The organism is Desulfovibrio sp. JY (assembly GCA_021730285.1).
In the GTDB taxonomy this organism is placed as follows: Bacteria; Desulfobacterota; Desulfovibrionia; order Desulfovibrionales; family Desulfovibrionaceae; genus Solidesulfovibrio.
This window is the reverse complement of the sequence record CP082962.1, coordinates 1,131,217-1,150,938: the sequence shown is the minus strand read 5'-3', so window position 1 is coordinate 1,150,938 and position 19,722 is coordinate 1,131,217. Positions and strand designations below refer to the sequence as shown.

At 64.3% G+C, this 19,722-nt stretch carries 20 protein-coding genes; 8 read left to right on the top strand and 12 right to left on the bottom strand.

Annotated elements, in window-relative coordinates:
* Positions 1 to 39 precede the first annotated feature (39 nt).
* The 9 genes from K9F62_05160 to K9F62_05120 form a co-directional block, all read right to left on the bottom strand.
* On the bottom strand, positions 40 to 2,115 hold the full coding sequence (locus tag K9F62_05160; protein UJX42077.1) for a hypothetical protein: 2,076 nt from the start codon (positions 2,113 to 2,115) through the stop codon (positions 40 to 42).
* A complete protein-coding gene (truA, locus tag K9F62_05155) occupies positions 2,060 to 2,875 on the bottom strand; it encodes a tRNA pseudouridine(38-40) synthase TruA (GenBank protein ID UJX42076.1) in 816 nt (271 codons plus the stop codon). The genes K9F62_05160 and truA overlap by 56 nt, the downstream gene beginning before the upstream one ends.
* Positions 2,876 to 3,073: 198 nt before the next feature.
* Positions 3,074 to 3,664 carry a MotE family protein gene (locus K9F62_05150; protein ID UJX43134.1) on the bottom strand — a complete coding sequence of 197 codons (591 nt, stop codon included), beginning with the start codon at positions 3,662 to 3,664 and terminating at the stop codon, positions 3,074 to 3,076.
* A gap of 85 nt (positions 3,665 to 3,749) precedes the next feature.
* On the bottom strand, positions 3,750 to 4,193 hold the full coding sequence (gene fliJ, locus K9F62_05145; GenBank protein ID UJX42075.1) for a flagellar export protein FliJ: 444 nt from the start codon (positions 4,191 to 4,193) through the stop codon (positions 3,750 to 3,752).
* A gap of 83 nt (positions 4,194 to 4,276) precedes the next feature.
* Positions 4,277 to 5,146, bottom strand: coding sequence for a 1,4-dihydroxy-2-naphthoate polyprenyltransferase (locus tag K9F62_05140; GenBank protein UJX42074.1), 870 nt, complete (start codon positions 5,144 to 5,146; stop codon positions 4,277 to 4,279).
* Positions 5,147 to 5,579: 433 nt separating this feature from the next.
* Positions 5,580 to 6,662 carry an IS110 family transposase gene (locus K9F62_05135; protein ID UJX42073.1) on the bottom strand — a complete coding sequence of 361 codons (1,083 nt, stop codon included), beginning with the start codon at positions 6,660 to 6,662 and terminating at the stop codon, positions 5,580 to 5,582.
* Between the two features lie 144 nt (positions 6,663 to 6,806).
* The gene (locus tag K9F62_05130) at positions 6,807 to 7,655 is read right to left on the bottom strand and encodes a methyltransferase domain-containing protein (protein ID UJX42072.1); all 849 of its coding nucleotides are present in this window, start codon (positions 7,653 to 7,655) and stop codon (positions 6,807 to 6,809) included.
* 142 nt (positions 7,656 to 7,797) lie between these two features.
* A complete protein-coding gene (gene proB / locus K9F62_05125; protein ID UJX42071.1) occupies positions 7,798 to 8,952 on the bottom strand; it encodes a glutamate 5-kinase in 1,155 nt (384 codons plus the stop codon).
* A gap of 43 nt (positions 8,953 to 8,995) precedes the next feature.
* Complete coding sequence (locus tag K9F62_05120) at positions 8,996 to 9,211, bottom strand: hypothetical protein (protein UJX42070.1); 216 nt, start codon at positions 9,209 to 9,211, stop codon at positions 8,996 to 8,998.
* Between the two features lie 132 nt (positions 9,212 to 9,343).
* Between K9F62_05120 and K9F62_05115 the strand changes: the two genes are divergently transcribed.
* The 8 genes from K9F62_05115 to K9F62_05080 all read left to right on the top strand — a co-directional run bounded on the left by K9F62_05115 (position 9,344) and on the right by K9F62_05080 (position 15,374).
* The gene (locus K9F62_05115) at positions 9,344 to 10,072 is read left to right on the top strand and encodes a 2-phosphosulfolactate phosphatase (protein UJX42069.1); all 729 of its coding nucleotides are present in this window, start codon (positions 9,344 to 9,346) and stop codon (positions 10,070 to 10,072) included.
* A 68-nt stretch (positions 10,073 to 10,140) separates the two neighbouring features.
* Positions 10,141 to 11,124, top strand: coding sequence for an HD domain-containing protein (locus tag K9F62_05110; protein UJX42068.1), 984 nt, complete (start codon positions 10,141 to 10,143; stop codon positions 11,122 to 11,124).
* 10 nt (positions 11,125 to 11,134) lie between these two features.
* On the top strand, positions 11,135 to 11,344 hold the full coding sequence (locus tag K9F62_05105) for a hypothetical protein (GenBank protein UJX42067.1): 210 nt from the start codon (positions 11,135 to 11,137) through the stop codon (positions 11,342 to 11,344).
* Positions 11,345 to 11,729: 385 nt separating this feature from the next.
* Positions 11,730 to 12,023 (top strand): hypothetical protein, encoded by a 294-nt coding sequence (locus K9F62_05100; GenBank protein UJX42066.1) that lies wholly within the window; start codon positions 11,730 to 11,732, stop codon positions 12,021 to 12,023.
* 179 nt (positions 12,024 to 12,202) lie between these two features.
* Positions 12,203 to 13,426, top strand: a complete 1,224-nt coding sequence (locus K9F62_05095; protein ID UJX42065.1) for a sodium:calcium antiporter — start codon at positions 12,203 to 12,205, stop codon at positions 13,424 to 13,426.
* Between the two features lie 84 nt (positions 13,427 to 13,510).
* A complete protein-coding gene (locus tag K9F62_05090; protein UJX42064.1) occupies positions 13,511 to 14,182 on the top strand; it encodes a TRIC cation channel family protein in 672 nt (223 codons plus the stop codon).
* Positions 14,183 to 14,255: 73 nt separating this feature from the next.
* On the top strand, positions 14,256 to 14,900 hold the full coding sequence (locus tag K9F62_05085; protein UJX42063.1) for an HAD family phosphatase: 645 nt from the start codon (positions 14,256 to 14,258) through the stop codon (positions 14,898 to 14,900).
* A gap of 102 nt (positions 14,901 to 15,002) precedes the next feature.
* Complete coding sequence (locus tag K9F62_05080; protein ID UJX42062.1) at positions 15,003 to 15,374, top strand: NifB/NifX family molybdenum-iron cluster-binding protein; 372 nt, start codon at positions 15,003 to 15,005, stop codon at positions 15,372 to 15,374.
* 208 nt (positions 15,375 to 15,582) lie between these two features.
* On the opposite strand, the gene K9F62_05075 is transcribed toward K9F62_05080, so the two are convergent.
* The 3 genes from K9F62_05075 to K9F62_05065 are packed head-to-tail and all read right to left on the bottom strand — an operon-like array spanning position 15,583 to position 19,586.
* Positions 15,583 to 16,107, bottom strand: coding sequence for a cyclic nucleotide-binding domain-containing protein (locus K9F62_05075; protein ID UJX42061.1), 525 nt, complete (start codon positions 16,105 to 16,107; stop codon positions 15,583 to 15,585).
* Positions 16,073 to 18,613, bottom strand: coding sequence for an ABC transporter ATP-binding protein/permease (locus tag K9F62_05070; GenBank protein UJX42060.1), 2,541 nt, complete (start codon positions 18,611 to 18,613; stop codon positions 16,073 to 16,075). The genes K9F62_05075 and K9F62_05070 overlap by 35 nt, the downstream gene beginning before the upstream one ends.
* A gap of 58 nt (positions 18,614 to 18,671) precedes the next feature.
* On the bottom strand, positions 18,672 to 19,586 hold the full coding sequence (locus K9F62_05065; protein UJX42059.1) for a chemotaxis protein: 915 nt from the start codon (positions 19,584 to 19,586) through the stop codon (positions 18,672 to 18,674).
* Between the last annotated feature and the right edge of the window lie 136 nt (positions 19,587 to 19,722).

The following is a 19,722-nucleotide window of genomic DNA, read 5'->3' as shown; positions in this document are numbered from 1 at the left end:
AAAAGGGTCCCCCTCTCGCACCCTCTTTCCTCTCTTCTCCTACCCGTGTAGATCCACCAGCCAATTCGTGCGTTCCAGGTCGGCGGCGGTGCGGCGCGCGGCCACCCGGGTCAGGTGCTCGGTTTCGGGCAGGACGTAGCCGGAGACGCCGGAAGCCATGATGGAGGCCACGGCGGCCTTCCAGCCCGGCACGAGCCCGGTCGGCGACGTGGCCAGGGTGGCCCCGGCCCGGTCCGCGTCGGTATAAACCCCGCGCCAGAACGTATCCGAGGCGATCCAGAGCAGATCGTTCTTGCCGGTCTTGGAAAAGCCCAGTGCGGCAAGCCCGGACCAGTTGTCGGCAACGGGCCGGCCGAGTCCGGGAGCCAGCGTGGCATCCAGAAAACCGCTGTTGGCGGCAAGGTACTTGCGCAGGTCGTTGTAGGCGTCGACCACGTCTCCCAGCCGCGATTCCAGGCGCTCCATGGATTTGGTGACGACGAGCGGCAGGTCGGTTCCGGTCTCGTCCAGGGCGTCCAGGCGCACGCGCCCTTGTTGCAGGGCGTAGGCGTTATTCTCCGAGGCCATGGTCTGGCCGTTGACCGTGATTTCCCCGTCCTGGCCGGGCAGGCTTGCCCCCATGCCGAGCGTTTCGAGCACCTTCGACGCGCCGTCGGTCAAGCTTAGCGTTTCTCCGAGCTTGCGGTTTAAAAGCACCAGATCGGCCGCCACGCCCTTCATGGCAAGCGCCTTGCCCGGCACGTTCGTGGCCGGAACCGCCTGTTCCTGCGTCCGCGCCGCAACCCTGGTCGTCGCCAGGCGCACGACGCTCGCCATCTCCCGGACCACGTCTTTCCAGGTGTCGCCCGAGGCCACGGGAACGGACACGACCTGGCCGTGAAGCGGCGTGGTCAGGCCAAGGGAGGAAAGAATGCCTCCGGAGCCGTCGGTCAGGGTGAGCGTCTCCCCCTCGTAGCCGCTGTCCGTGGCGATGGTCAGCACCCGGCCGGAAAACGTGCCGCCCTCCGCCGCCGGCACGGGCACGGTCTCGCTCGAGGCGGTCACGCCCGGCAGGGTGAAACTCGGCGCGGACACCAGCTCGGTGCTCTGCCCGTCCGCCGCCCAAACCATGACCGGTTCGGCGTTGACCTGCCCGGACACGGCACTGAGCACCTCGCCCCAGGTCCAGCCGGATTTGACGGTCACGGAAAGCTGACGCGACTGGTCGCCGATACTGACGCCAAAGGTGTAGGTTCCCGGAGCCAGGGTCGTTGCGGCATCGGGATCGAAGGCCGTGGACACGTAGGACGTGGGTTGATCGCCGGCGCCCGTGGCCAGGGAAAAGGTATGCAATCCCACGGCGAGTGTCGTGGCCGCGCCCGGATCGTAGGTGTTGGAGTTAATGAAGGTGGGCTGGGCCAGTCTGTTCACGCCGACCATGTCCACGGCCGCGTCCGCCGGGGAAACCACCGTGGAGGCGGCCTGCAGACTGAGCTGGTCCAGCAGGTCGCCGCTTGCGTCATCCAGGGTCACATCCTGGTCGCGGCGCAGCGGATTGACGGATACGGCCATCAGCGTTCCCGTGGCGGCAAGGAACGGGTCGAGGGTGAAGGACTTCTGCTGGCGGGTCACGTCGGCCCGCACGCTCAGGCTGTCGATGCCGTTTATGGCCGAGGCGACCTTGCCGAGCACGGCGCCCCAGGTGTCGTGTTCGCCCACGGCAACGTCCGCCGTGCGGGAAACCGTTCCCTGCGTAACGGTGATGGCGTAGTCCCCGGCGTCCACGCCCGAGGCGGCGATGGAGCTTTTGCCGGTGGTGAAATACTTGAAGGGATTGACGGCCGTGCCCGAATTCGCGGTGCTCGCGGCAACGGCCTTGTCGAGGTCGTTGTCGTGGATCACGAGCCGGGCGCGAAAAGGCGACGACGCGTCGGACGGCCAGGAAAAACGTGACAGGGCCCTGGAAAAGCGGGACAGGCGGTCGGACAGGCCGGCCGTCAGCGTATCGACGGCTTCCCGGCCGGAGGAGCGGTCGGACAGGGAGTCAGACGCGGCCGTGGCGGCCGTGCGAAGCCCCGTCTCAGTCCTGGTCAGCCCCAGGCTGGCGAAGAAGATGTCGCTTATGCCCCCGACCATCGTTTCCGTACTCCACGGCGATCAGGCAAAGTCCGCCGGCCGGCGCCGTGCGTGGCGCAAGCCTTCTCTGCCCCAACGTCAATACGGATCGGATGTCCTCGGGCGAAACTTTACCGCTGCCCACCGCCACCAGCGCGCCCATGAGGTTGCGCACCATCTGCTTGAGAAATCCTTCGGCGTGAAACCGCCAGACCATCTCGTCGGGATTCGTTTGCGGCAGCCGGCTGACGCCGTGCACGAGCCGGGTCGTGGTCTTGACCGAGGACCCGGCGTTCTGAAAGGCGGCAAAGTCGTGGTAGCCGGCGAAAAGCGCGGCGCAGGCGTCCATGGCCGCGACATCGAGGGGGGAAAAGCGGCCCACGTCCCAGACGTACGGCCGCCGCCAGGGCAGAATCGAACCCGGCCGGGTCCAGAGCGTATACTGGTAGATTTTGCCCGAAGCGCTGAACCGGGCGTGGAAATCCGGCGGGACCACGCTCGCGTCCACCACCGAGACGTCGTCCGGCAGCAACGCGTTGAGCGCCCGTTGCCACGGCAACCCGGCCCGCGCGTCCGGCACGTCGACATGGGCCACCTGGGCCACGGCATGCACCCCGGCATCGGTGCGCCCGGCCCCGTGCACCCGCACCGCACCGCCGCACAACCGCGCCAGAGCCTCCTCGAGACAGCCCTGAACCGTGCGCCCCATGCCCGGAGCCTGCAACTGCCAGCCGGCGAATTGCGTGCCGTCGTAGGCGACCGTCAACCGCACTCGCGTCATCAGACAAACTTTACGAGAAGAGGGTGCGAGAGGGGAAACCCTTTAAAAAGGGTTCTCCCCTCTCGCGCTCTCCCCTTCCTAAATCTTATATCTATACAAATGGATATCGATAACATTCTGTTATTATAAAAGTCTTTGGAAAGGGGGTCCGGGGGGAAACTTTTCTTCAGAAAAGTTTCCCCCCGGCTTCTGGCTCCTTTACGATGCGTTGTCGCTCGGGGGCAGTTGCAGCCGGGTCAGCATTTCCGTCAGGCTGGCCGCCTTCTTGGCTTCCATGTTGTTGAGGATGTCGCCGGCCTGTCGCCCGCGCATGCCCGCCAAAATTCTGACTGCGATGTTGTTGTCCAGGGTCTCCAGCACCTTGGCCGCCTGCTTGGCGTTCATGTTGGAATAGACGTCGATGAGGTGCTTGAGCTTCTGGTCTTTGACGCCCTTGGCCTCCTGCAACATCTTTTTGATATTGCTTTCCATTTCCTTGAGCTTGGCCACCCGGTCGTTGAGGTTGGCCTGCAACTGGTTGAGCGCCTGTTCGCGCTGGTCCAGTTCGTCCTGGCGCTTGAGCAGCGCCTGGGCGTCGGGGGTCGTGGCGGCGGGCTTGGCCGGCGCGGCGGCCGGCTGCGCCGCGGGGGCCTGCTGGGCCAGGGCGACTCCCGGCCCGGGCAGGGCCAGACGCACGGCCGAAGCGCCCACGGACGGAGCAGCCACGCTGGCGACGCGGGTCGGCGGTTCGGGCAGCATCAGGTCGAGGCCCATGAAGAGCAGCACGCCGAGCTTAACCGCCGCGATCATGAGGAAAACGCCCAGCACCTTGGTGGCCCGGGGCGCGATGCGGCCGCTTATGCGCTCGCAGAAAAGCAGCAAACGGGACGATGCGTCAGACCGTCGGCGGCTGGTAGCGAACCGAAGCCATTTCGTCGTTTTCTTTTTGCTCGGCGAGATTTTCTTCGATGGCATGGCGTGTGGCCTTATTCGATTTGAGTTTGTCCAGCAGCTTGCGGTCCTTGGAGCATTCGACGGCTTTTTGGCGGGCCTGCTCGCGGGCTTCGGCCAGCTCGGCCAGCCGCGCCCGGGCCTGGGCGATATCGGCCATGAGGCGCTTGCGGTAGGCCTGCCACAGCCAGAAATCCCCGGCCGACGGGTTTTGCTTCTGGGCCATGGAGGCTTCGCGGGCCGCCAGCTCGTTTATGAGCCGGTTCACCTCGCGCTCCCCCGCCTGATGGGCGGCAATGGCCTTGCCAAGCTCCATCCTGGCCCGCTCCTCGAATTGGGTGCGGATGTCCAGGATGCGTTCGAGGTTGAATCGAAAGGGCTTGGCCATGGATCCCCGTCAGTACGGCGCGGACGCCGGTTTTCCGTCACTGCCCTCGGGTAAAGCAATTCCCGGGCCAGACAGAGGCGGTCTTACAGGGAAAGCGACAGACCGAGGAGCAGGCCGTAAAGCAGCTCGATTTTCCCGGTATCGCGCAGCACCGGCAACAACTCGCTGCCCGCCGCGCCGGAAAGCACCGCGCGCACCGGGCGCACGAGCAGCGGCAGCATGCAAAAGACCAGCCAGGCCCAGGGATGGCGCGGCAACATGAACACCACCATCAGCAAGGCCACGCCCACAAGCGCCAGGTAAAATGCCCGGCTTTTGCCGTCGCCCAGGCGAACGGTCAGGGTGTATTTCCCGCTGTTGGCGTCGCTTTCGATATCGCGCAAATTGTTGGTGACCAGAAGCGCGCAGGCCAATGCGCCGATGCCGATGGCCGCCCACAGCGCCACGAACGAAATGCGGTCCGCCTGGGAGTAGGTCGTGCCCAGCACGGCCACGAGCCCGAAAAAGAGGAAGACGAACACCTCGCCATAGCCGCGATAGCCGTAGGGGCGCTTCCCGCCGGTGTAGAACCAGGCCGCCGGGATGCAGGCCGCCCCGACGACAAGCAGCCACCAATGGCCGCACAGCGCCAAAAGCCAGACGCCGGCCGCCAGGGCCACGGCAAAAAACAGGCACATCGCGGCCAACACCGCCCCGGGACTTGCCGCCTTGGAACCGGTCAGGCGAAACGGCCCGATGCGGTCGTCATCGGTGCCGCGAATCCCGTCGGAATAGTCGTTGGCGTAATTGACCCCGATCTGCAACGCCAAGGCCACAACCAAAGCCAGAAGCGCCCGCAGGACATGCGCCCCGTCCAAGGCCGCCGCCGCGCCCGTCCCGGCCGCAACCGGCGCCAGGGCCGCCGGCAAGGTCTGCGGCCGCGCGGCGGTCAGCCACTGCGAGAATGTCGCCATTGTAAGATCCCTAAGAGTTAAGAAGCGAAGAAAGTGCGAGAGGGGAAACCCTTTGAAAAGGGTTCTCCCCTCTCGCGCTCTCCCCTTCCTAAATCTTTTACCTTTTTAGCTACCGTCCGAACAACATCACATAACTATTAAAAGTCTTTCCTATGTGGCCCAAAGTCAAGCCGGCTGACGCAGTCTAACCGCCCGTTTCCTATTCGCGCCCGAAGCGCCAAGTACCGATTCGGTAGTTTTCGGATTTTCGCCATTTGAGAAACGCCGCCATGCGGCCAGACTTTTCCGCGACCAATCCGAAAAATTGTTGGCTGTTAGGCTTTCAGTCTTCCCTACTCGTTGCCACAGGTCCTTGTTGGCGCTGCAATACCCTCTTGGCGGGCGAGGAGCACGGGGCTTCCCAGAGCCGGCGTGATCCTCGCCCGCCGCCGTTTCACGCCATAACCGCCTCAAATCGGTACGCTCGTTTCTCCAGGCTCAGCCGCCACAAAATGATGGCCAGTTTTCGAGCTAAGGCTGTGATGGCCTTTTGGGCCAGGCCGCTTTTCCCCAGCAACTTGTGATACCAGGCCTGAGCCTTCGGATCGTGTGCGCGCCATTTCCAGGCCGCCTCCACTAAAAGACTTCGCAGTTTGGTCTGCCCCACGGGCCGTAACCTGGCCCGGCCCTTGCTCTCGCCGCTCTGGCGCACCATGGGGGCAAGTCCCAGATAGCTTGTCACCTCTTCGGCCCGGCTGAAACGTTCCGGCTGAAACAACTCCAGACGGAAGGTCGCGGCGATGAGCGGCCCCACACCGGGCACGGTGCGCAGGCACTTGATGACTTTGTCATGCTCTCCCTGGCGGCAAATTGTCTCAAGTTGCTGTTCAACGAGGGACAATTCGCTGGTGATGGCATGCATCTCCCGCACAAAACTTTCCAGCGTATACCGGGCAGCCTGATGCATGGGCAGTTTAAGCAGGGATGCTACAGCGACCTTGCTCCAGTATTTCAGATTGGGTGGTTCGGTAAGGCCCAAAAAAAGCAGATGGGAATGGATGCGCAGTTTCACACGACGCAGGTCGTCGGCCAGATCGTGTCGTCGGCGCTCCAGGCTCCTCTGGGCTTCTTGCTCCTCGGTCGGCACGGCGATGGGACGCAGCATCCCCTTGGCGGCGTAATCGGCCAGTTTGACGCAATCGAGCCGGTCTGTTTTTGCGCCCCAGACCACGGGGCGGGGAATCCGACTGGGAGCCGCCACGAGATTGGGAATCCCTGCCTTTGTGAGCGCTCTGGACAGGGTGAATCCGGTCGGCCCGGATTCACTGGCCGCCATGGCCACGGTGACGCCCACCGCGGCCAATTTGTCGATCAGAGCCTGCGGGCTCGCCGACATCACCAAGGTGTGGACGACTCCATCAAACCGACGTAACGCAACAAAATAACTATTTTTATGGACATCCAATCCGACAAAAAAAGATCGACCTTGTGAAGCCTCCACAAACGCTTGAAGTTGGGATAACGCTTGTCCTGCCATGTTGGTCTCCTCGCCTCGTTTGTGTCTACGAGCACATTTACTGGCACTATCAGCCAGTTTGAGGGTCGAGGCCAACATGGTATTTGGGAGGGGGGTCCGGGGGGAACCCTTTCTACAGAAAGGGTTCCCCCCGGTATCCTCTCCTTACCGAGGCTTATGGGTGACGAAGACGACGGAGTTGTAGCGCAGGAAACCGGCCTTTTCGCCGGCCTTGTAGGCCGCTTCGTAGAGGGCGTGGATGTCGCCTTCGATGATCCCCGGCATCTCGGACGGCTTGTAGAAGGCCACGTGCACCGCGACGTCGGTGGGCTGGCCGCGTTTGCCGAGCAGGGCGGGCAGGTCGTCGCCGTAGTCCGTTATCACCAGCGAGCCGCCGTGGCGCACGGGATCGCCGTGATGCACGGGCGGCAACAGGTCGTGGCGCTTGCCGTTTTCGAAGCGGACACGGGGCGTCGTGCAATGGCCCTCGTTGACGGGAACGGTAAAGACGTGTCGTCCGCCCGGGGCCAGCACGCGCCAGACTTCGTCGAAGGCGCGCCAGGGATCGGTCACGTGTTCGAAGATGTCCTGGGTGATGACCAGATCGAAGGACGCATCGGGAAAGCTCAGGTGTTCCAGGTCCTCGCAGCGCAGCCCGGTCTGGGTGCAGGTGCCGGGCCGGGTCAGTTCGGGCACGTATTCCGAGCAGACGTAGTGCGGCAGGTCGCGCAGGCGTTCGTGCAGGGGGCCGGCGGCCTGGGCCTCGAACACGCGCCAGTCCCGCATGGCGTCAAGGGCTTCGGGCAGGAGTCTGGCCTTCGGACCGGCGGAGAGCCGCGCCAGCACCCGGACCAGATCGCGGGTGCGCCGGCTGGACCGGCACGAGGAGCAGCGCGTCTCGCGCAGGCTGTGCCCGGGTTTTATCGGCGCGAAAACGGCTTTCTGGCCGCACACGCAGCAGAGCCCGTCGTCCTCGAACACGTCCCAGCCCCGACACTTGGCTTCTTTGTCCATACTCGCTCCTCCCGTGCCTCGCCGTTGTTCCCTGGACTCCCGGTAGCCGCCTCCCCCCAAATCCCCGTTAAAGGGGGCCGGGGGGAATTATTCCCCCCGGTAGGGAGGGTTCGGGAGGGGCGACGCCCCTTCCGATTCTCCACTAAATCGCCGCGTCGATGAGCATGTTGTCGCGGTGCACGGCCTCGGTGTAGGCGGCCTCGCCGAGCACCTGTTCCAGGCGCGAGCTTTTGAGCCCCATGATTTTGCGCAGGTCGGCCGCGCCGTAGTTGGTGAGCCCGACGCCGATGGATTCGCCGTCGACGCTGGTGATGCGCACCATGGAGCCCACGGTGAAGTCGCCGGCCACGTCCACGATGCCGGCCGGCAGCAGGCTTTTGCCCTTGTCGCGCAGCGCCCCGACCGCGCCGTCGTCCACGATGAGGATGCCTTGGGGTTCGTGGTGGTAGGCCAGCCAGAACTTGCGCCTGGGGATGGGCTTGCACCCGGCCGGCACGTAGGTGCCATTTTTCTCGCCGGCGAAGGCCCTGGTGAGGGCATCGGGTTCGCGTCCGGCCAGGATCATGGTCGGCACGCCGAGTTGGGCCACGCGGCGGGCGGCGAGCAGTTTGGAATGCATGCCCCCGGTGCCGAGCGCGGTCTTGGTGCCGCACAGGGCGTCCAGGTCGAGGCCGGCGATGTCCTCGATGACGGACATGGGCTTGGCCTCGGGGTGGTCGTCGGGGTTTTGGGCATACACGCCCCGGGCCGAGGTCAGGTTGACGAAGAGTTCCGCGCCGATGGTGCCGACGAGCAGGCCGCCCAGGCAGTCGTTGTCGCCGTAGACCAGCTCCGAGATGGCCACCGGGTCGTTTTCGTTGACCACGGGCACGGCCCCGAGGTCGAACAACGTGGCCAGCGTGTTGCGCAGGTTGAGGTAGCGTTCGCGGTTGTCCAGATCCTCGCGGGTCAGGAGCACCTGGGCGGCGATGCGGCCATGGAGGGAGAACTCCTGGTCGTAGGCATGCATGAGCCGGCTTTGGCCGATGGCCGAGGCGGCCTGCCGGTGGGGCAGGGAGGCGGGGTCGTAGTGTTGGCCGAGGACTTCGCGGCCGGCGGCCACGGCGCCGCTGGAGACCAGCAGCACCTTGCGGCCGGCATTGGCCAGGGCGGCGATCTGGGCGGCCAGGGAGGCCACCACGGCCGCGTCCAGGCCGCCGCCGGGCCGGGCCAGCACCGCGCTGCCCACCTTGATGACAATCCGCCGGGCCTGGGACAGCACGTGCCGGCGGCTTTCGTTCCAGTCGCAGTGGGCCATGACAGGGGCCCTCCTTGTAAGGCGTTTGTGCGGGGAGCCGGGATCAGGCCGTTTCGTCGGCGATCCCTCCCCGGGGTTCCTCCGGGGAGGGGGACCCGGCCGAGGGCTCGGCCGCGCTGATGGGGCCGTGACGGCCGGCAAAGGAGGCGTCGGCCGCTGCCGCGTCCCGCTTTGCCGCTTCCCGCGCGCCCGCGGTCCAGGAGGTGTACTCCGGGATGACGGGCAAAAGGGGCGGCGAGAAGTCGGGATCTGCGGCCATGGCTGGCGGCTCCGGATCGTAGTGACGTTTCAAATGATTATACGGTTTCGGTTCCCGGGTGGCAAGACGGCGCAACGTGCGCTTTTCAAACGCGCGACACACTGTTATGGCCTTTCCCGGGAGGGAATTGTCGTGCGTATCAAGATGTTGGAGTTGCTTTCAGGTGCGGAGCAGGCCACGGGGACGGCCGTGGTCATTGACGTTTTCCGCGCCTGTTCCGTGGCCTGCTACGCCTTTGCCGCCGGAGCCGAACGGATGTTGCCCGTGGATACGGTGGAGGATGCCCGGGCCTTGCGCGCGGCCCATCCGGACTATCTGCTCGCCGGCGAGCGCAACTGCCTCAAGCTCGAGGGCTTCGATTTCGGCAACTCCCCAAGCGAGGTCAAGGATGCGCCCCTTGCGGGCAAGACCCTGGTCCACGCCACTTCCGCCGGCACCCGGGGACTTTTCGCGGCCATGGAAAGCGCCGATCGCGTCCTGACCTGCTCGTTTCCCAACATCAGCGCCACGGCCCAGGCCATCTTGGAAGCCGACCCGGAAGTCGTCTCCATCGTGGCCATGGGCAAGGCCGGCATGACCCACGCCCCCGAGGACAAGCTGTGCGCCATGTACCTGGCCAACCTGCTCCAGGGCGTGCCCAACGCCTTCGCCGCCATCCCCAAATTTTTGCGTACCGCGCCGAGCGCGGCTATCTTTTTCGGTGAAACGGCCATTGTGCCCGAGGCGGATTTCGGCCTGTGCCTCGCCCTCGACGCCTTCGACTTCTATCTGGAAGCCGTGCGTCTTCCGGGCGGGCGCCCGGCCCTGACCCGGCGCTATCCCGAGCATTCCGTCACACCGGCCGACGTGCCGGCGGCCTGATCCGCCGCCGGTCGCAGCAGTACCCAACCGGCGAAACCGCCGGGCGTCGCGTCTCAGGAGGCGGGAGCATGCAAGGCAAGGCCACAATGGACTCGCGGGAAGACTTTTACTTCGCCGTTTCTCCCCTGATGATCTTTCCGAAGACCTTGGGGCGGTTTCGCGTCTACATCAAGCAGGCCGGCAACTACGTCCTGTACGCGGCGGAAAACGAGCAGTTCACCTCGCGCCATCGCCAGAAGCTCCACGACGCGGGGGTCGCGGAAGTCTATGTCCGGGCCGAGCAGAAGCCCGATTACGACCGCTACGTCGAAAAGCACCTGCCGCAGATCCTGGCCGATTCCATCATTCCCGTGGAGGAGCGGGCCAAGGTCCTCTACACGGCGGCCGACGCCGTGGTGCGCGAGGTTTTCGAGACGCGCCTGCCCAAGGGGATCGGCAAGCGGGAATACTCCCGGATCGCCAACCTCGTTGAAAAGAGCCTGAAATTTCTCGCCATCGACGAGTCGCTCAAGCGCATCGCCGCCCTGGCCTCCCACGACTACACCGTGCATACCCACAACGTGCAGGTGTTCGTTTTTTCCACCGCCATCCTGCAAAACATGAAGGTCGACGAGTATACCCTGGTTCAGGCCGGCATCGGGGCGCTTTTGCACGATATCGGCAAGACGCACATTCCCGTGGAAATCCTGTCCAAGCCCGGGCAGCTGACCCCTGAGGAACGGGCCGTCATCAATACCCACCCGGCCAAGGGCCTGGCCCTGTGCCAGGACGTGCCGCTGACCCAGACCGCCGCCCACTGCATTCTCATGCACCACGAGCGCATGGACGGCACCGGCTACCCCGGCGGCCTGCCCGGCGAACTGATCCCTCCCTACGTGCGGGCCCTGGCCGTGGCCGACGTCTACGACGCCCTGACCACCAAGCGCCCCTATGCCGACGCCATGCAGCCGTTTCAGGCCCTGCGCCTGATGCGTGACGAGATGAGCGACGCCTTCGATCTGGACGTGTTCAAGCGCCTGATCGTGATCCTAAGCGGCGCCAACATGGTTTAAAGGAGTTCCCATGGCTTTTTCCCGTATCAACTTCGCGCCGACCGAGGCCAAGGTGACCTGCCCGCACTGCGGCAAGCACCTGACCTACGAACGCACCTGCCTGCGCATCATGCTGACCTGCCACGCCTGCGGCCAGGAGTTCGACCCGGCCGGCCTCGTGGACCAGCTCGACGACGACTTCGACGAAGTGTACGCCAACGTCCCCCTGGACAGGATGTAAGGGGCGCGGGGAGCAGGGAACCGGGGGAGGGGACCTTTTTTTGCAAAAAAAGGTCCCCTCCCCCGGACCCCCACCCTCCAAAAAAACTCTTAACGGGGGGCGTTGCGACAGGCGATGTCGCATAATACGGTTGGAAGCGGGAACACTATAATACAACCGGAAACGGGAACACTTTCCAAGTTCGATGCGCATCCGGCGCAATCCATAATTTTGTTTCGAGAGGCGGGGGATTTGTTCCCGGGTAACTCTGTGTGACCTGGGCTGGCCGTGGGGTAAGGCGGACGCGAAGGCGTATTCTTCGAATATGCGCCGCGTGCGGCCGCCTTACCCCACGGCCAGCCGACCAAAGAAAAATTTTGCAAGCGATTTGGCAAGGAGAAAGGAAATGGCGGCGGGAGTCTGGGACGGCATCGACAAGGAACGCGTGGGTCGTGGGCTGGTGACGGCTTTTATGAGCGACGAATATCTGGAGGCCTTGGCCGAAATCAACAACGCCGAGACCGAGGGCGAGGTCCTGGCCGCCCGGGACAAGGTCAAGGATCTCATGGTCCTGTGGCGCGAGGAAGTGCCGGAATACGCCTTTGCCGTGGACGCGCTCTACCTTTTTTCCGAACAGATGATTGAAATGCTTAAGGATATGGAAGAAGAGGATTCCCCTGCGGTTGACAGCCAGGCGTAACGCCTTTATCTTAGGAAAACCCAAAGGGGAGTAGCTGTTTCGGGCAGGGTCAACATCACTGCGGCGTTCGCGCCGCCTGGCCCTGTCGTCGGTCCCTCGGTGCCGATCGGCGAGACCTTTGGCATGCATGCGCGTGCCAAGGTCTTTTTTTTTCGGCCGCGCCAACCCGAGGAGACGTCATGAAAGCGCTGATCCCCTTGTACCTCGCCCTGATCGCCTGCCTGCCCGGGCTGGCCGCCTCGCTTGCCGGGGTGCACCTGTCGCCCCAGACAGCGGCCATCGTGGCCGGCGCGGCCATCCTCGGCGCGTCCTTCCTGCTTCTGTGGGCCTGCGACGTGGCCCAGCACGACATCCCCCAGGCCCTGGCCCTGGCCGTGGTGGCGCTGATCGCCGTTTTGCCGGAATACGCCGTGGACATGTATTTCACCTGGATGGCCGGGCAGCATCCGGACTCCGATTACGCCCACTTCGCCATCGCCAACATGACCGGCGCCAACCGGCTGCTGATCGGCGTGGCCTGGACGGCCGTGGCCGGCATCGTCTGGTGGCGCACGCGACAGCCCGTGGTGCTGGAGGCCGAACGCCGCCTGGAGGTGGTTTTTCTGGGGCTGGCCACGGCCTACGCCATCACCATTCCCCTGTCCGGCAGCCTGACCTGGGTCGACGGCCTGGTCCTGGTCGGGCTCTATGTCGTCTACATCGCCCTGGCCGGCCGCCGCGAGGCCGAGGAGCCGGACCTCGAGGGCGTGGCCGCCCGTATCGCGCGGCTTCCGGCCGTCAGGCGGCGGTGGGCCACGGCGCTGCTTTTTCTCTTCGCCGCCGGGGTCATCGTGGCCAATGCCGAACGTTTCAGCGAGGGGCTGGTGGCCACGGGGCGCATCCTCGGCATCAGCGAATTTCTGCTGGTGCAGTGGCTGGCCCCCATCGCCTCGGAAGCGCCGGAATTCATCGTGGCCATCATATTCGCCCTGCGCGGCCGGGCCGGACTGGCGCTCGGCAGCCTCGTCTCCTCCAAGCTCAACCAGTGGACCCTGCTTGTGGGCATGATCCCGGGCGTCTACGGCGTGTCGGCGGGGTCGTTCGCCACGCCCATCCCTCTCGACGGCTTGCAATTGCACGAAATCATGCTCACCGCCGCCCAGTCGCTCCTGGCTGTCGGCCTGCTGGCCGGGCTGCGCCTGGATGTGCGGGGCGCGCTTTTGCTCTTCGGCCTTTTCATCGGCCAGTTCCTGGCCCCGGCCGTGCCGAACGCGGTCTGGGCGTTGCTGCCCGGCCATCTGACCGGCGGCCAGGTGCATTATCTCTTCACGTTTTTATATTTTGGCGTGTTTGTCGTGCTTTTGCCGCACATTGGACCGCAACTGTTGGTCCTGCTCCGGCCGGGGCGTCGCGGGACCTCTTGACGCGGCCCGGGACCGGCCCTATGTACCGCCCCTCGCCCCGGAGATCCCCCCGGGGCGGGCACTTCTCGAACGAGGTCAGCCGTCATGCAGCATGGCTTTGAACTGCCTCTCGCCCTGGATCTTTTCGCCGTTTTCCTCATGGCCGCAACCGGGGCCATCGAGGCCATCCGTCGTCGCTTCGACCTGGTCGGCCTGCTCGGCCTGTCCCTGGCCACGGGCCTTGGCGGGGCGCTCATCCGCGACGGCATTTTTCTGCAATCCGGCGCTCCGGCCGTCATCAGCAACCAAGCCTATCTCTTCGCCGTGGCCGCCGCAGCCTTGGCCTGTCTCATTTTCGGCCGTCGGGCCGTGCTGTCGGAGCGGCTGGTGGCCGTGGTCGACGCCGCGGCGCTCGGGGCCTACGCCGTGGTCGGCATGGACAAGTCCCTGGCCTTCGGCCTGGCCTTTGCTCCGGCCGTGCTGGTCGGCACCATCAACGCCTGCGGCGGGGGACTGTTGCGCGACGTCCTGACCCGCAAGGAGCCGCTGGTCTTCAGGCCCGGCCAGTTCTACGCCCTGGCCGCCCTGATCGGCTGCCTGACCTATCCGTTTCTGCTGCGCAGCCTGGGCCTGCCGCCGCTTTTCGCCGCGCTTTGCACCATCACCGTCACCTTCAGCCTGCGCATGCTGGCCATCACCTGCGACTGGCGCACCGCCCCGGTGCGTTCGACCGGACTTATCCCCCGCCGCCGGCGTCAAGCCCGCAACCCGGCTTGACGCCGACCCCGGAAAGCGGGTCTATAACGGCACTATCCCGAACCGCCGGCCGCGCCGGCAGGAGGAATTTGCCGTGACGCAACCCATCACCACGCTTTTTTGCGATGTCGGCGGCGTGATGCTCACCAACGGCTGGGACCGGGCGGCCAGAAAGCTCGCCTGCCGCACCTTCGACCTGGATTGCGACGAGGTCGACGAGCGCCACCACCTGACCTTCGACGCCTTCGAGGAAGGCAAGCTCACCCTGGACGAATACCTCGACCGCACCGTCTTTTACGCGCCCCGGACGTTTACCCGGGCGGCCTTCAAGGACTTCATGTTCAGCCGTTCCGAGCCTCTGCCCGAAATGCTGGACGCGTTGCGGGAACTCAAGGCCACGCACGGGATCAAGATCGTCACGGTCAACAACGAAGGCCGGGAATTGAACGAACACCGCATCCGGACCTTCGGCCTCGGCTGCTTCATCGACGCCTTCGTGTCCTCCTGCTTCGTGCATTTCCGCAAGCCCGACGCGGACATCTTCCGCATCGCCCTGGACATCGCCCAGACCGCGCCCGAGGAGGCGGTCTACATCGACGACCGGGCGCTTTTCGTGGAAGTGGCCGGGACGCTCGGCATCCGGGGCGTGGTGCACAAAAGCGCCGCCGGGACACTGGCCGCCCTCAAGGAAATGGGACCGTTCGCCGCCTACTGCCCGGCCGGCCCGGATCTCGGGTGAGCTTGCCTCCCCGGAAAAAAGACTTATCCAAGTATCCTGCGCAACAATCCGGTGGCCGTTCCTTCGCCTTTGGACGGCCGCAAGCAAAGGAGTACCCAGCCTATGCGGAAAATCGCCATCCCTTCCCGTGACGGGCAGGTGGACGAGCATTTCGGCCATTGCGGCTATTTCACGGTGCTGACCGTGGGCGACGACAACAGGATCGTTTCGGAAGAAACCTTCGAGCCGCCGGCACAGTGCGGCTGCCGGTCCAATCTGGTGGAAACGCTGGTTACCATGGGCGTCGGCGCGCTTATCGCCGGCAACATGGGCCAGGGCGCGGCGGACAAGCTGCGTCAGGCCGGCCTGACCGTGGTGCGCGGCGCGTCCGGGCCGGTGCGCGAGGCAGCCGAAGCTTTCCTGGCCGGCACGCTCAAGGACAAGGACGAACTCTGCCAGGCCCACGGCCACGACTGCCTGCACCCGATTGCGTAAGCGGGGTGAGGGAAGAGAGGAAAAAAGTGTGCGAGAGGGGGACCCTTTTTGAAAAAAGGGTCCCCCTCTCGCGCTCTCCCCTCCCAAAAACTTTTAACGATTACAGGCTGTTTAAGGATGTCTGTCGTAACCGTTAGAGTTTTTTGAAGGGGGGCCCGGGGGGAAACTTTTTTTCAAAAAAGTTTCCCCCCGGTTCGCATTTCGCTTCCTAAAACAGACTCAGTCCCATCTCGCCGTTTTGGGCGCATTCCGCGGCGTGGGCTTTCAGGAAGGCTTCTTCCCAGCGGAACACGTGTTCCACCACGTTGCCGAGGATTTTGGGCAGGATATCCGGGAAGCGTTCGGCGGTTTTGAGGAATTTTTCCCGGGACAGCACCAGGCATTGGGTGTCGGTCGCGGCCCGCACGGTATAGAGCGCCTTGACCGAGCCCAGAAGGCCCAGGCCGCCGAAGAAGAAGCCCTGGCCGCGTTTGGAAAAGGAGACCTCGCAATCCTCGGTTTGCCGGGTCGTTTCCACCTCGCCGCACAGGAGGAAGAAGCAGCGGTCCAGCGCTTCGCCCTGTTCGCACAGGGCGTCGCCCGCGCTGAATTCCTCCCGGCCGGAAAGGTAGGCCAGCACCTTGACGACATCGAGGGGGACGCCGTTGAAAACGGGCAGTTCCCGCAGGATGTCCAGGCAGTCGTTGAAGCCGCAGCCCTTAACCCCTTCCAGATGCTCCGTGGACGAGTTCATACAGCATCCCCTTTTTTTCCATAAGCGCCGCATACGAGCCGGTTTCGACGATGCGTCCGGCCTTCATGACGGCCACTTTGTCGAAATTCTTGATGGTATCCAGCCGGTGCACCACGGAGATGACCGTGGAATTCCCTTTCCATTTGGTTTCGAGCAGGTTCTGGATACGGGTCTGTGAGGCGTTGTCCAGGGCGGAGGTGGCTTCGTCCAGGATGAGCATGGGCGGTTCCTTGAGAAACGCCCGGGCCAGGGCCACCTTCTGGCGCTGCCCGCCCGAGAGCCGGTCGCCCATGGAACCGACCTGGAAATCCAGCCCGATTTCCAGGATGCGTTCCAGCATGTCCTCTTCGATGAGCAGGCTGACGATGGTCTTCTGGATCTGGTCCAGAATTTTGGGACTGGTGGTCTTGATGCGGCCGAAAAGGATATTGTCCATGACCGTCATGGAATAGAGGTAGTGTTCGCGCCTGAAAAACGTCACCGCGCCGGGCAGGTCGGTTTCGATGCGCTCGGCGAACATGGCCCGGCCGGAAAGGAGCAGGCCTTCCAGGATCGGGGACAGGCCGACGATGGAGTGGATGCCCGGGGTGAAGCGCAGGGCCAGGGTCAGAAGCAGGCGTTCGTCCTCGGGCGGCAGCTTGTGCAGCCGCAGGCGGGCCAAGCGGCCGGTCAGGTCGCGATACGTGTCGAATTCGTCGGCCGTGATCGGGGTCTGCTCGAAGAAGGTGGCGTCCGGGGAGGGCACGTCTTTCAAGATGTCCACCGTCTTGGTGGCCAGTTCCGCGCCGGTTTGCACGAGCAGCATCTTGAGGCCAGCGTCGTGCAGGAAACTCACGAAGAACGGGTTGGTGGTCAGCGCCTCCGGGGCCAGATCGTCGCGGGCCGGGGTGCCGAAGATCAGGTTTTCGGCCACGGAGCTGTAGTACAGGTAGCGGGTGGGATCGAAAAATTCCACCGAATCGGCCAGGGATTCGCCGTGTCCGTCGTGGTAGGCCTCGCGCACCCGGACCACCTTTTTGACCAGGTGCTCCTTCTTGCCTTCCTTGAAGACCGAATTGAGGGCGAAGCGCAGGATATCGGCGAAAAGTCCCACCTGCTGCACCACGGCGATGATCTCGTCCAGGCTGGGCAGCCCGGCCTCGCCCGTGACGCCGTGGGCCTCGCGCCGGGCGTTTATGGAATAGAGCAGGTTGTCCTTGATGGAGCCTTCGAAAATGAACGGGTGCTGGGAGACGATGCCCATGTTGTCGGCGATGTCGGACTTGGGCATGGCGTCGATGTCCAGGCCCGAGAGCTGGGCCGTGCCGGCGGTGTATTTGAGGATCTGGCACAGGCACAGGGCCAGGGTGGACTTGCCCGAGCCGGAGAAGCCGACCAGGGCCACCTGTTCGCCGGGCTTCACGTCCAGGGACACGCCCTTTAGGAGCTGGATGCCGCCCGGGACCTCGAAGACCAGGTCCTTGGCCATGATGGCCCCGTCCAGGGGAAGCGGTTCGCGGGGCTCCTCGGGCTCGGGAAGAAATTCCGGGTCGCCTTCGAAATACTCCATGATCCGGCCGTAGCTGACCGAGGCGTCCTGCCAGGTCTGGTAGAAGTCCATGAGCTCTTTCCAGGGATCGTAGAGCTTTTCGTTGGCCGAGAGGAAGGCCACCAGGGCGCCGAGGTCGAAGCGGCCGTTTATGGCCAGGTAGCCGCCGACGAGGAAGAGCACGAACGGCCCGAGATTCTGAAAGAAGTTGTTGGAGACCTTGATGGAGAACTTGTAGAGGTTCCACGTCACGCGGATGCGGCACAGCTTTTCGGCCCAGCCACCGAAGCGGGCGCTTTCCAGTTTGAAGCTGGCGTTGGCGTGGATTTCGTGGATGCCGGAGATGGTTTCGCTGATGAGGGTGGACAGTTTGCGGCCGGTGTCCACGCGCTGTTTGTTGGCGGCATTGGCCCGGCGTTGCAGGGCCGGGATGACCAGAATGGCGATGGGGTAAAGGGCCATGCTGATGATGGCCATAAGCGGGTTCAAGTAGAAGAGGTAGCCGGCGAAGGCGAGCAGGGTCAGCAGGTTGGTCACGGGCACGGCGATGGCCTGGCCCACGAACTCGCCGGTGTTGGCCACTTCGGAGATGAGCGAGGAAACGACCATGCCCGGCGAGGCCTTGCGGAAAAAGGACATGGGCAGGGTCAGGATGTGGGCGTAGAGCTTTTTGCGCAGATCGAGCAGGGACTGCTGGCCGATATAGGTTTGCAGGGCGTTGATGGCGTACTTGAGCCCCGAGGCGGCCACCACGCAGGCGAGGTAATAGCCGCAGTACATGAGCAGCAAATCCAGGCGCTTGAGGCCGATAGCCTGGTTGATGATCTTCTTTTGCATTTCGAGGGGCAGCACACGCACGGCCACGGTGACCATGATGATGGCGAGCAGCACGGACTGGAGCTTGAGATTGCTGGTCCAGACCCAGGAGGTAAGCGAGCGTTTGTAGAGGACTTCCGGGATTTCGGGACGAAGCTTCATGGGGCGATCCGCCTTTTGCAGCTGGAGTGTCGCGTGCGCGCCGGCTTCATGGCGCGCGTCAGTTTGGGGAGCGTCCGGACCGGGCCGTGATCAGAGACAAAGCCAATCCGGCCAGTTCGCCGAACTGCGGCTTGGCGATCTGGCCGTCGGCGCCGACGGAAGCGCCCTTGTGGCGCAGTTCCTCGGTGATAAGCGAAGAGAAAAGCACCACCGGCGTCGTGCGAAGTACCGGGTCTTCCTTGATGTTTCGGGTGAGTGTATACCCGTCCATGCGCGGCATTTCGATGTCGGAAATGACGATGTCGAAGCGTTTGCCGTGCTGTCCGCGCAAGAGGCCAAGGGCCTGCTGGCCGTCGCCGGCCGACACCACCTCGAAATTGGCCGCTTCCAGCCGGTCCTTTATCATGTGGCGCATCATGCCCGAGTCTTCCACCACCAGGGCCCGCAGTCGTTTTTCGGATGGGGCGGGCATGTCCGCGTCGTCGCCGAGGCTGTCGTCGAGTTCGAGGATGATTTTTTCCAGGTCGAGCAGCTGGATGAAGCGGTTTTCCAGGCGGGTGAGTCCGGTGATGCAGTTGGCGGCAAGCTTGGCCAGGGCGGGGTGGGGCGGCTCCACGTCACGCCAGTGGACCCGGTGGATGTGGGTGACGCCCGAGGCCAGAAACCCGGTGGTGCGCTCGTTGAAGCGCGTGACCAGGATGATCTCGTTCTTGCGGGGCACGCGCGGGATGTCCAGCCAGACGGCCAGATCGAGCACGGGCAAGGCCGTCTCCCGCAGGGCGATGGTGCCCATGAAGCAGGGATGGGGTGCGCCGGGCAGGGGGGAAAGTCCCGGACTTTCGATGACCTCCAGCACCTTGGCCACGTTGATGCCGAACGACGACAGCCCGCGCGCGGACCCTTCGTCGATGAAAAACTCGATGATCTCGAGCTCATTGGTTCCGGCTTCGAGCAGGATGTCGGCTTGGGCCATGGGCTCTCCCGGGGTGGGACGTTTCCGTCAGGAAGCGAAAGGCGGTCAGGGGACAATCAACCATGGATAGCCCAGGCATGGCGTTGTGTAAATCGTGCCGGGCCCGGGGCCTGCCTGAAAATCGGGGGCGGTTGAC

Bases quoted from the DNA above. Each gene is read 5' to 3' on its own strand.
- K9F62_05080 (UJX42062.1), top strand. From the start codon at position 15,003: ATGCGGAAAATCGCCATCCCTTCCCGTGACGGGCAGGTGGACGAGCAT.
- K9F62_05120 (UJX42070.1), bottom strand. From the start codon at position 9,211: ATGGCCGCAGATCCCGACTTCTCGCCGCCCCTTTTGCCCGTCATCCCG.
- K9F62_05065 (UJX42059.1), bottom strand. From the start codon at position 19,586: ATGGCCCAAGCCGACATCCTGCTCGAAGCCGGAACCAATGAGCTCGAG.
- fliJ (UJX42075.1), bottom strand. From the start codon at position 4,193: ATGGCCAAGCCCTTTCGATTCAACCTCGAACGCATCCTGGACATCCGC.
- K9F62_05070 (UJX42060.1), bottom strand. From the start codon at position 18,613: ATGAAGCTTCGTCCCGAAATCCCGGAAGTCCTCTACAAACGCTCGCTT.
- K9F62_05160 (UJX42077.1), bottom strand. From the start codon at position 2,115: ATGGTCGGGGGCATAAGCGACATCTTCTTCGCCAGCCTGGGGCTGACC.
- K9F62_05100 (UJX42066.1), top strand. From the start codon at position 11,730: ATGGCGGCGGGAGTCTGGGACGGCATCGACAAGGAACGCGTGGGTCGT.
- K9F62_05135 (UJX42073.1), bottom strand. From the start codon at position 6,662: ATGGCAGGACAAGCGTTATCCCAACTTCAAGCGTTTGTGGAGGCTTCA.
- truA (UJX42076.1), bottom strand. From the start codon at position 2,875: ATGACGCGAGTGCGGTTGACGGTCGCCTACGACGGCACGCAATTCGCC.
- K9F62_05130 (UJX42072.1), bottom strand. From the start codon at position 7,655: ATGGACAAAGAAGCCAAGTGTCGGGGCTGGGACGTGTTCGAGGACGAC.
- K9F62_05150 (UJX43134.1), bottom strand. From the start codon at position 3,664: ATGATCGCGGCGGTTAAGCTCGGCGTGCTGCTCTTCATGGGCCTCGAC.
- proB (UJX42071.1), bottom strand. From the start codon at position 8,952: ATGGCCCACTGCGACTGGAACGAAAGCCGCCGGCACGTGCTGTCCCAG.
- K9F62_05105 (UJX42067.1), top strand. From the start codon at position 11,135: ATGGCTTTTTCCCGTATCAACTTCGCGCCGACCGAGGCCAAGGTGACC.
- K9F62_05110 (UJX42068.1), top strand. From the start codon at position 10,141: ATGCAAGGCAAGGCCACAATGGACTCGCGGGAAGACTTTTACTTCGCC.
- K9F62_05140 (UJX42074.1), bottom strand. From the start codon at position 5,146: ATGGCGACATTCTCGCAGTGGCTGACCGCCGCGCGGCCGCAGACCTTG.
- K9F62_05095 (UJX42065.1), top strand. From the start codon at position 12,203: ATGAAAGCGCTGATCCCCTTGTACCTCGCCCTGATCGCCTGCCTGCCC.
- K9F62_05075 (UJX42061.1), bottom strand. From the start codon at position 16,107: ATGAACTCGTCCACGGAGCATCTGGAAGGGGTTAAGGGCTGCGGCTTC.
- K9F62_05090 (UJX42064.1), top strand. From the start codon at position 13,511: ATGCAGCATGGCTTTGAACTGCCTCTCGCCCTGGATCTTTTCGCCGTT.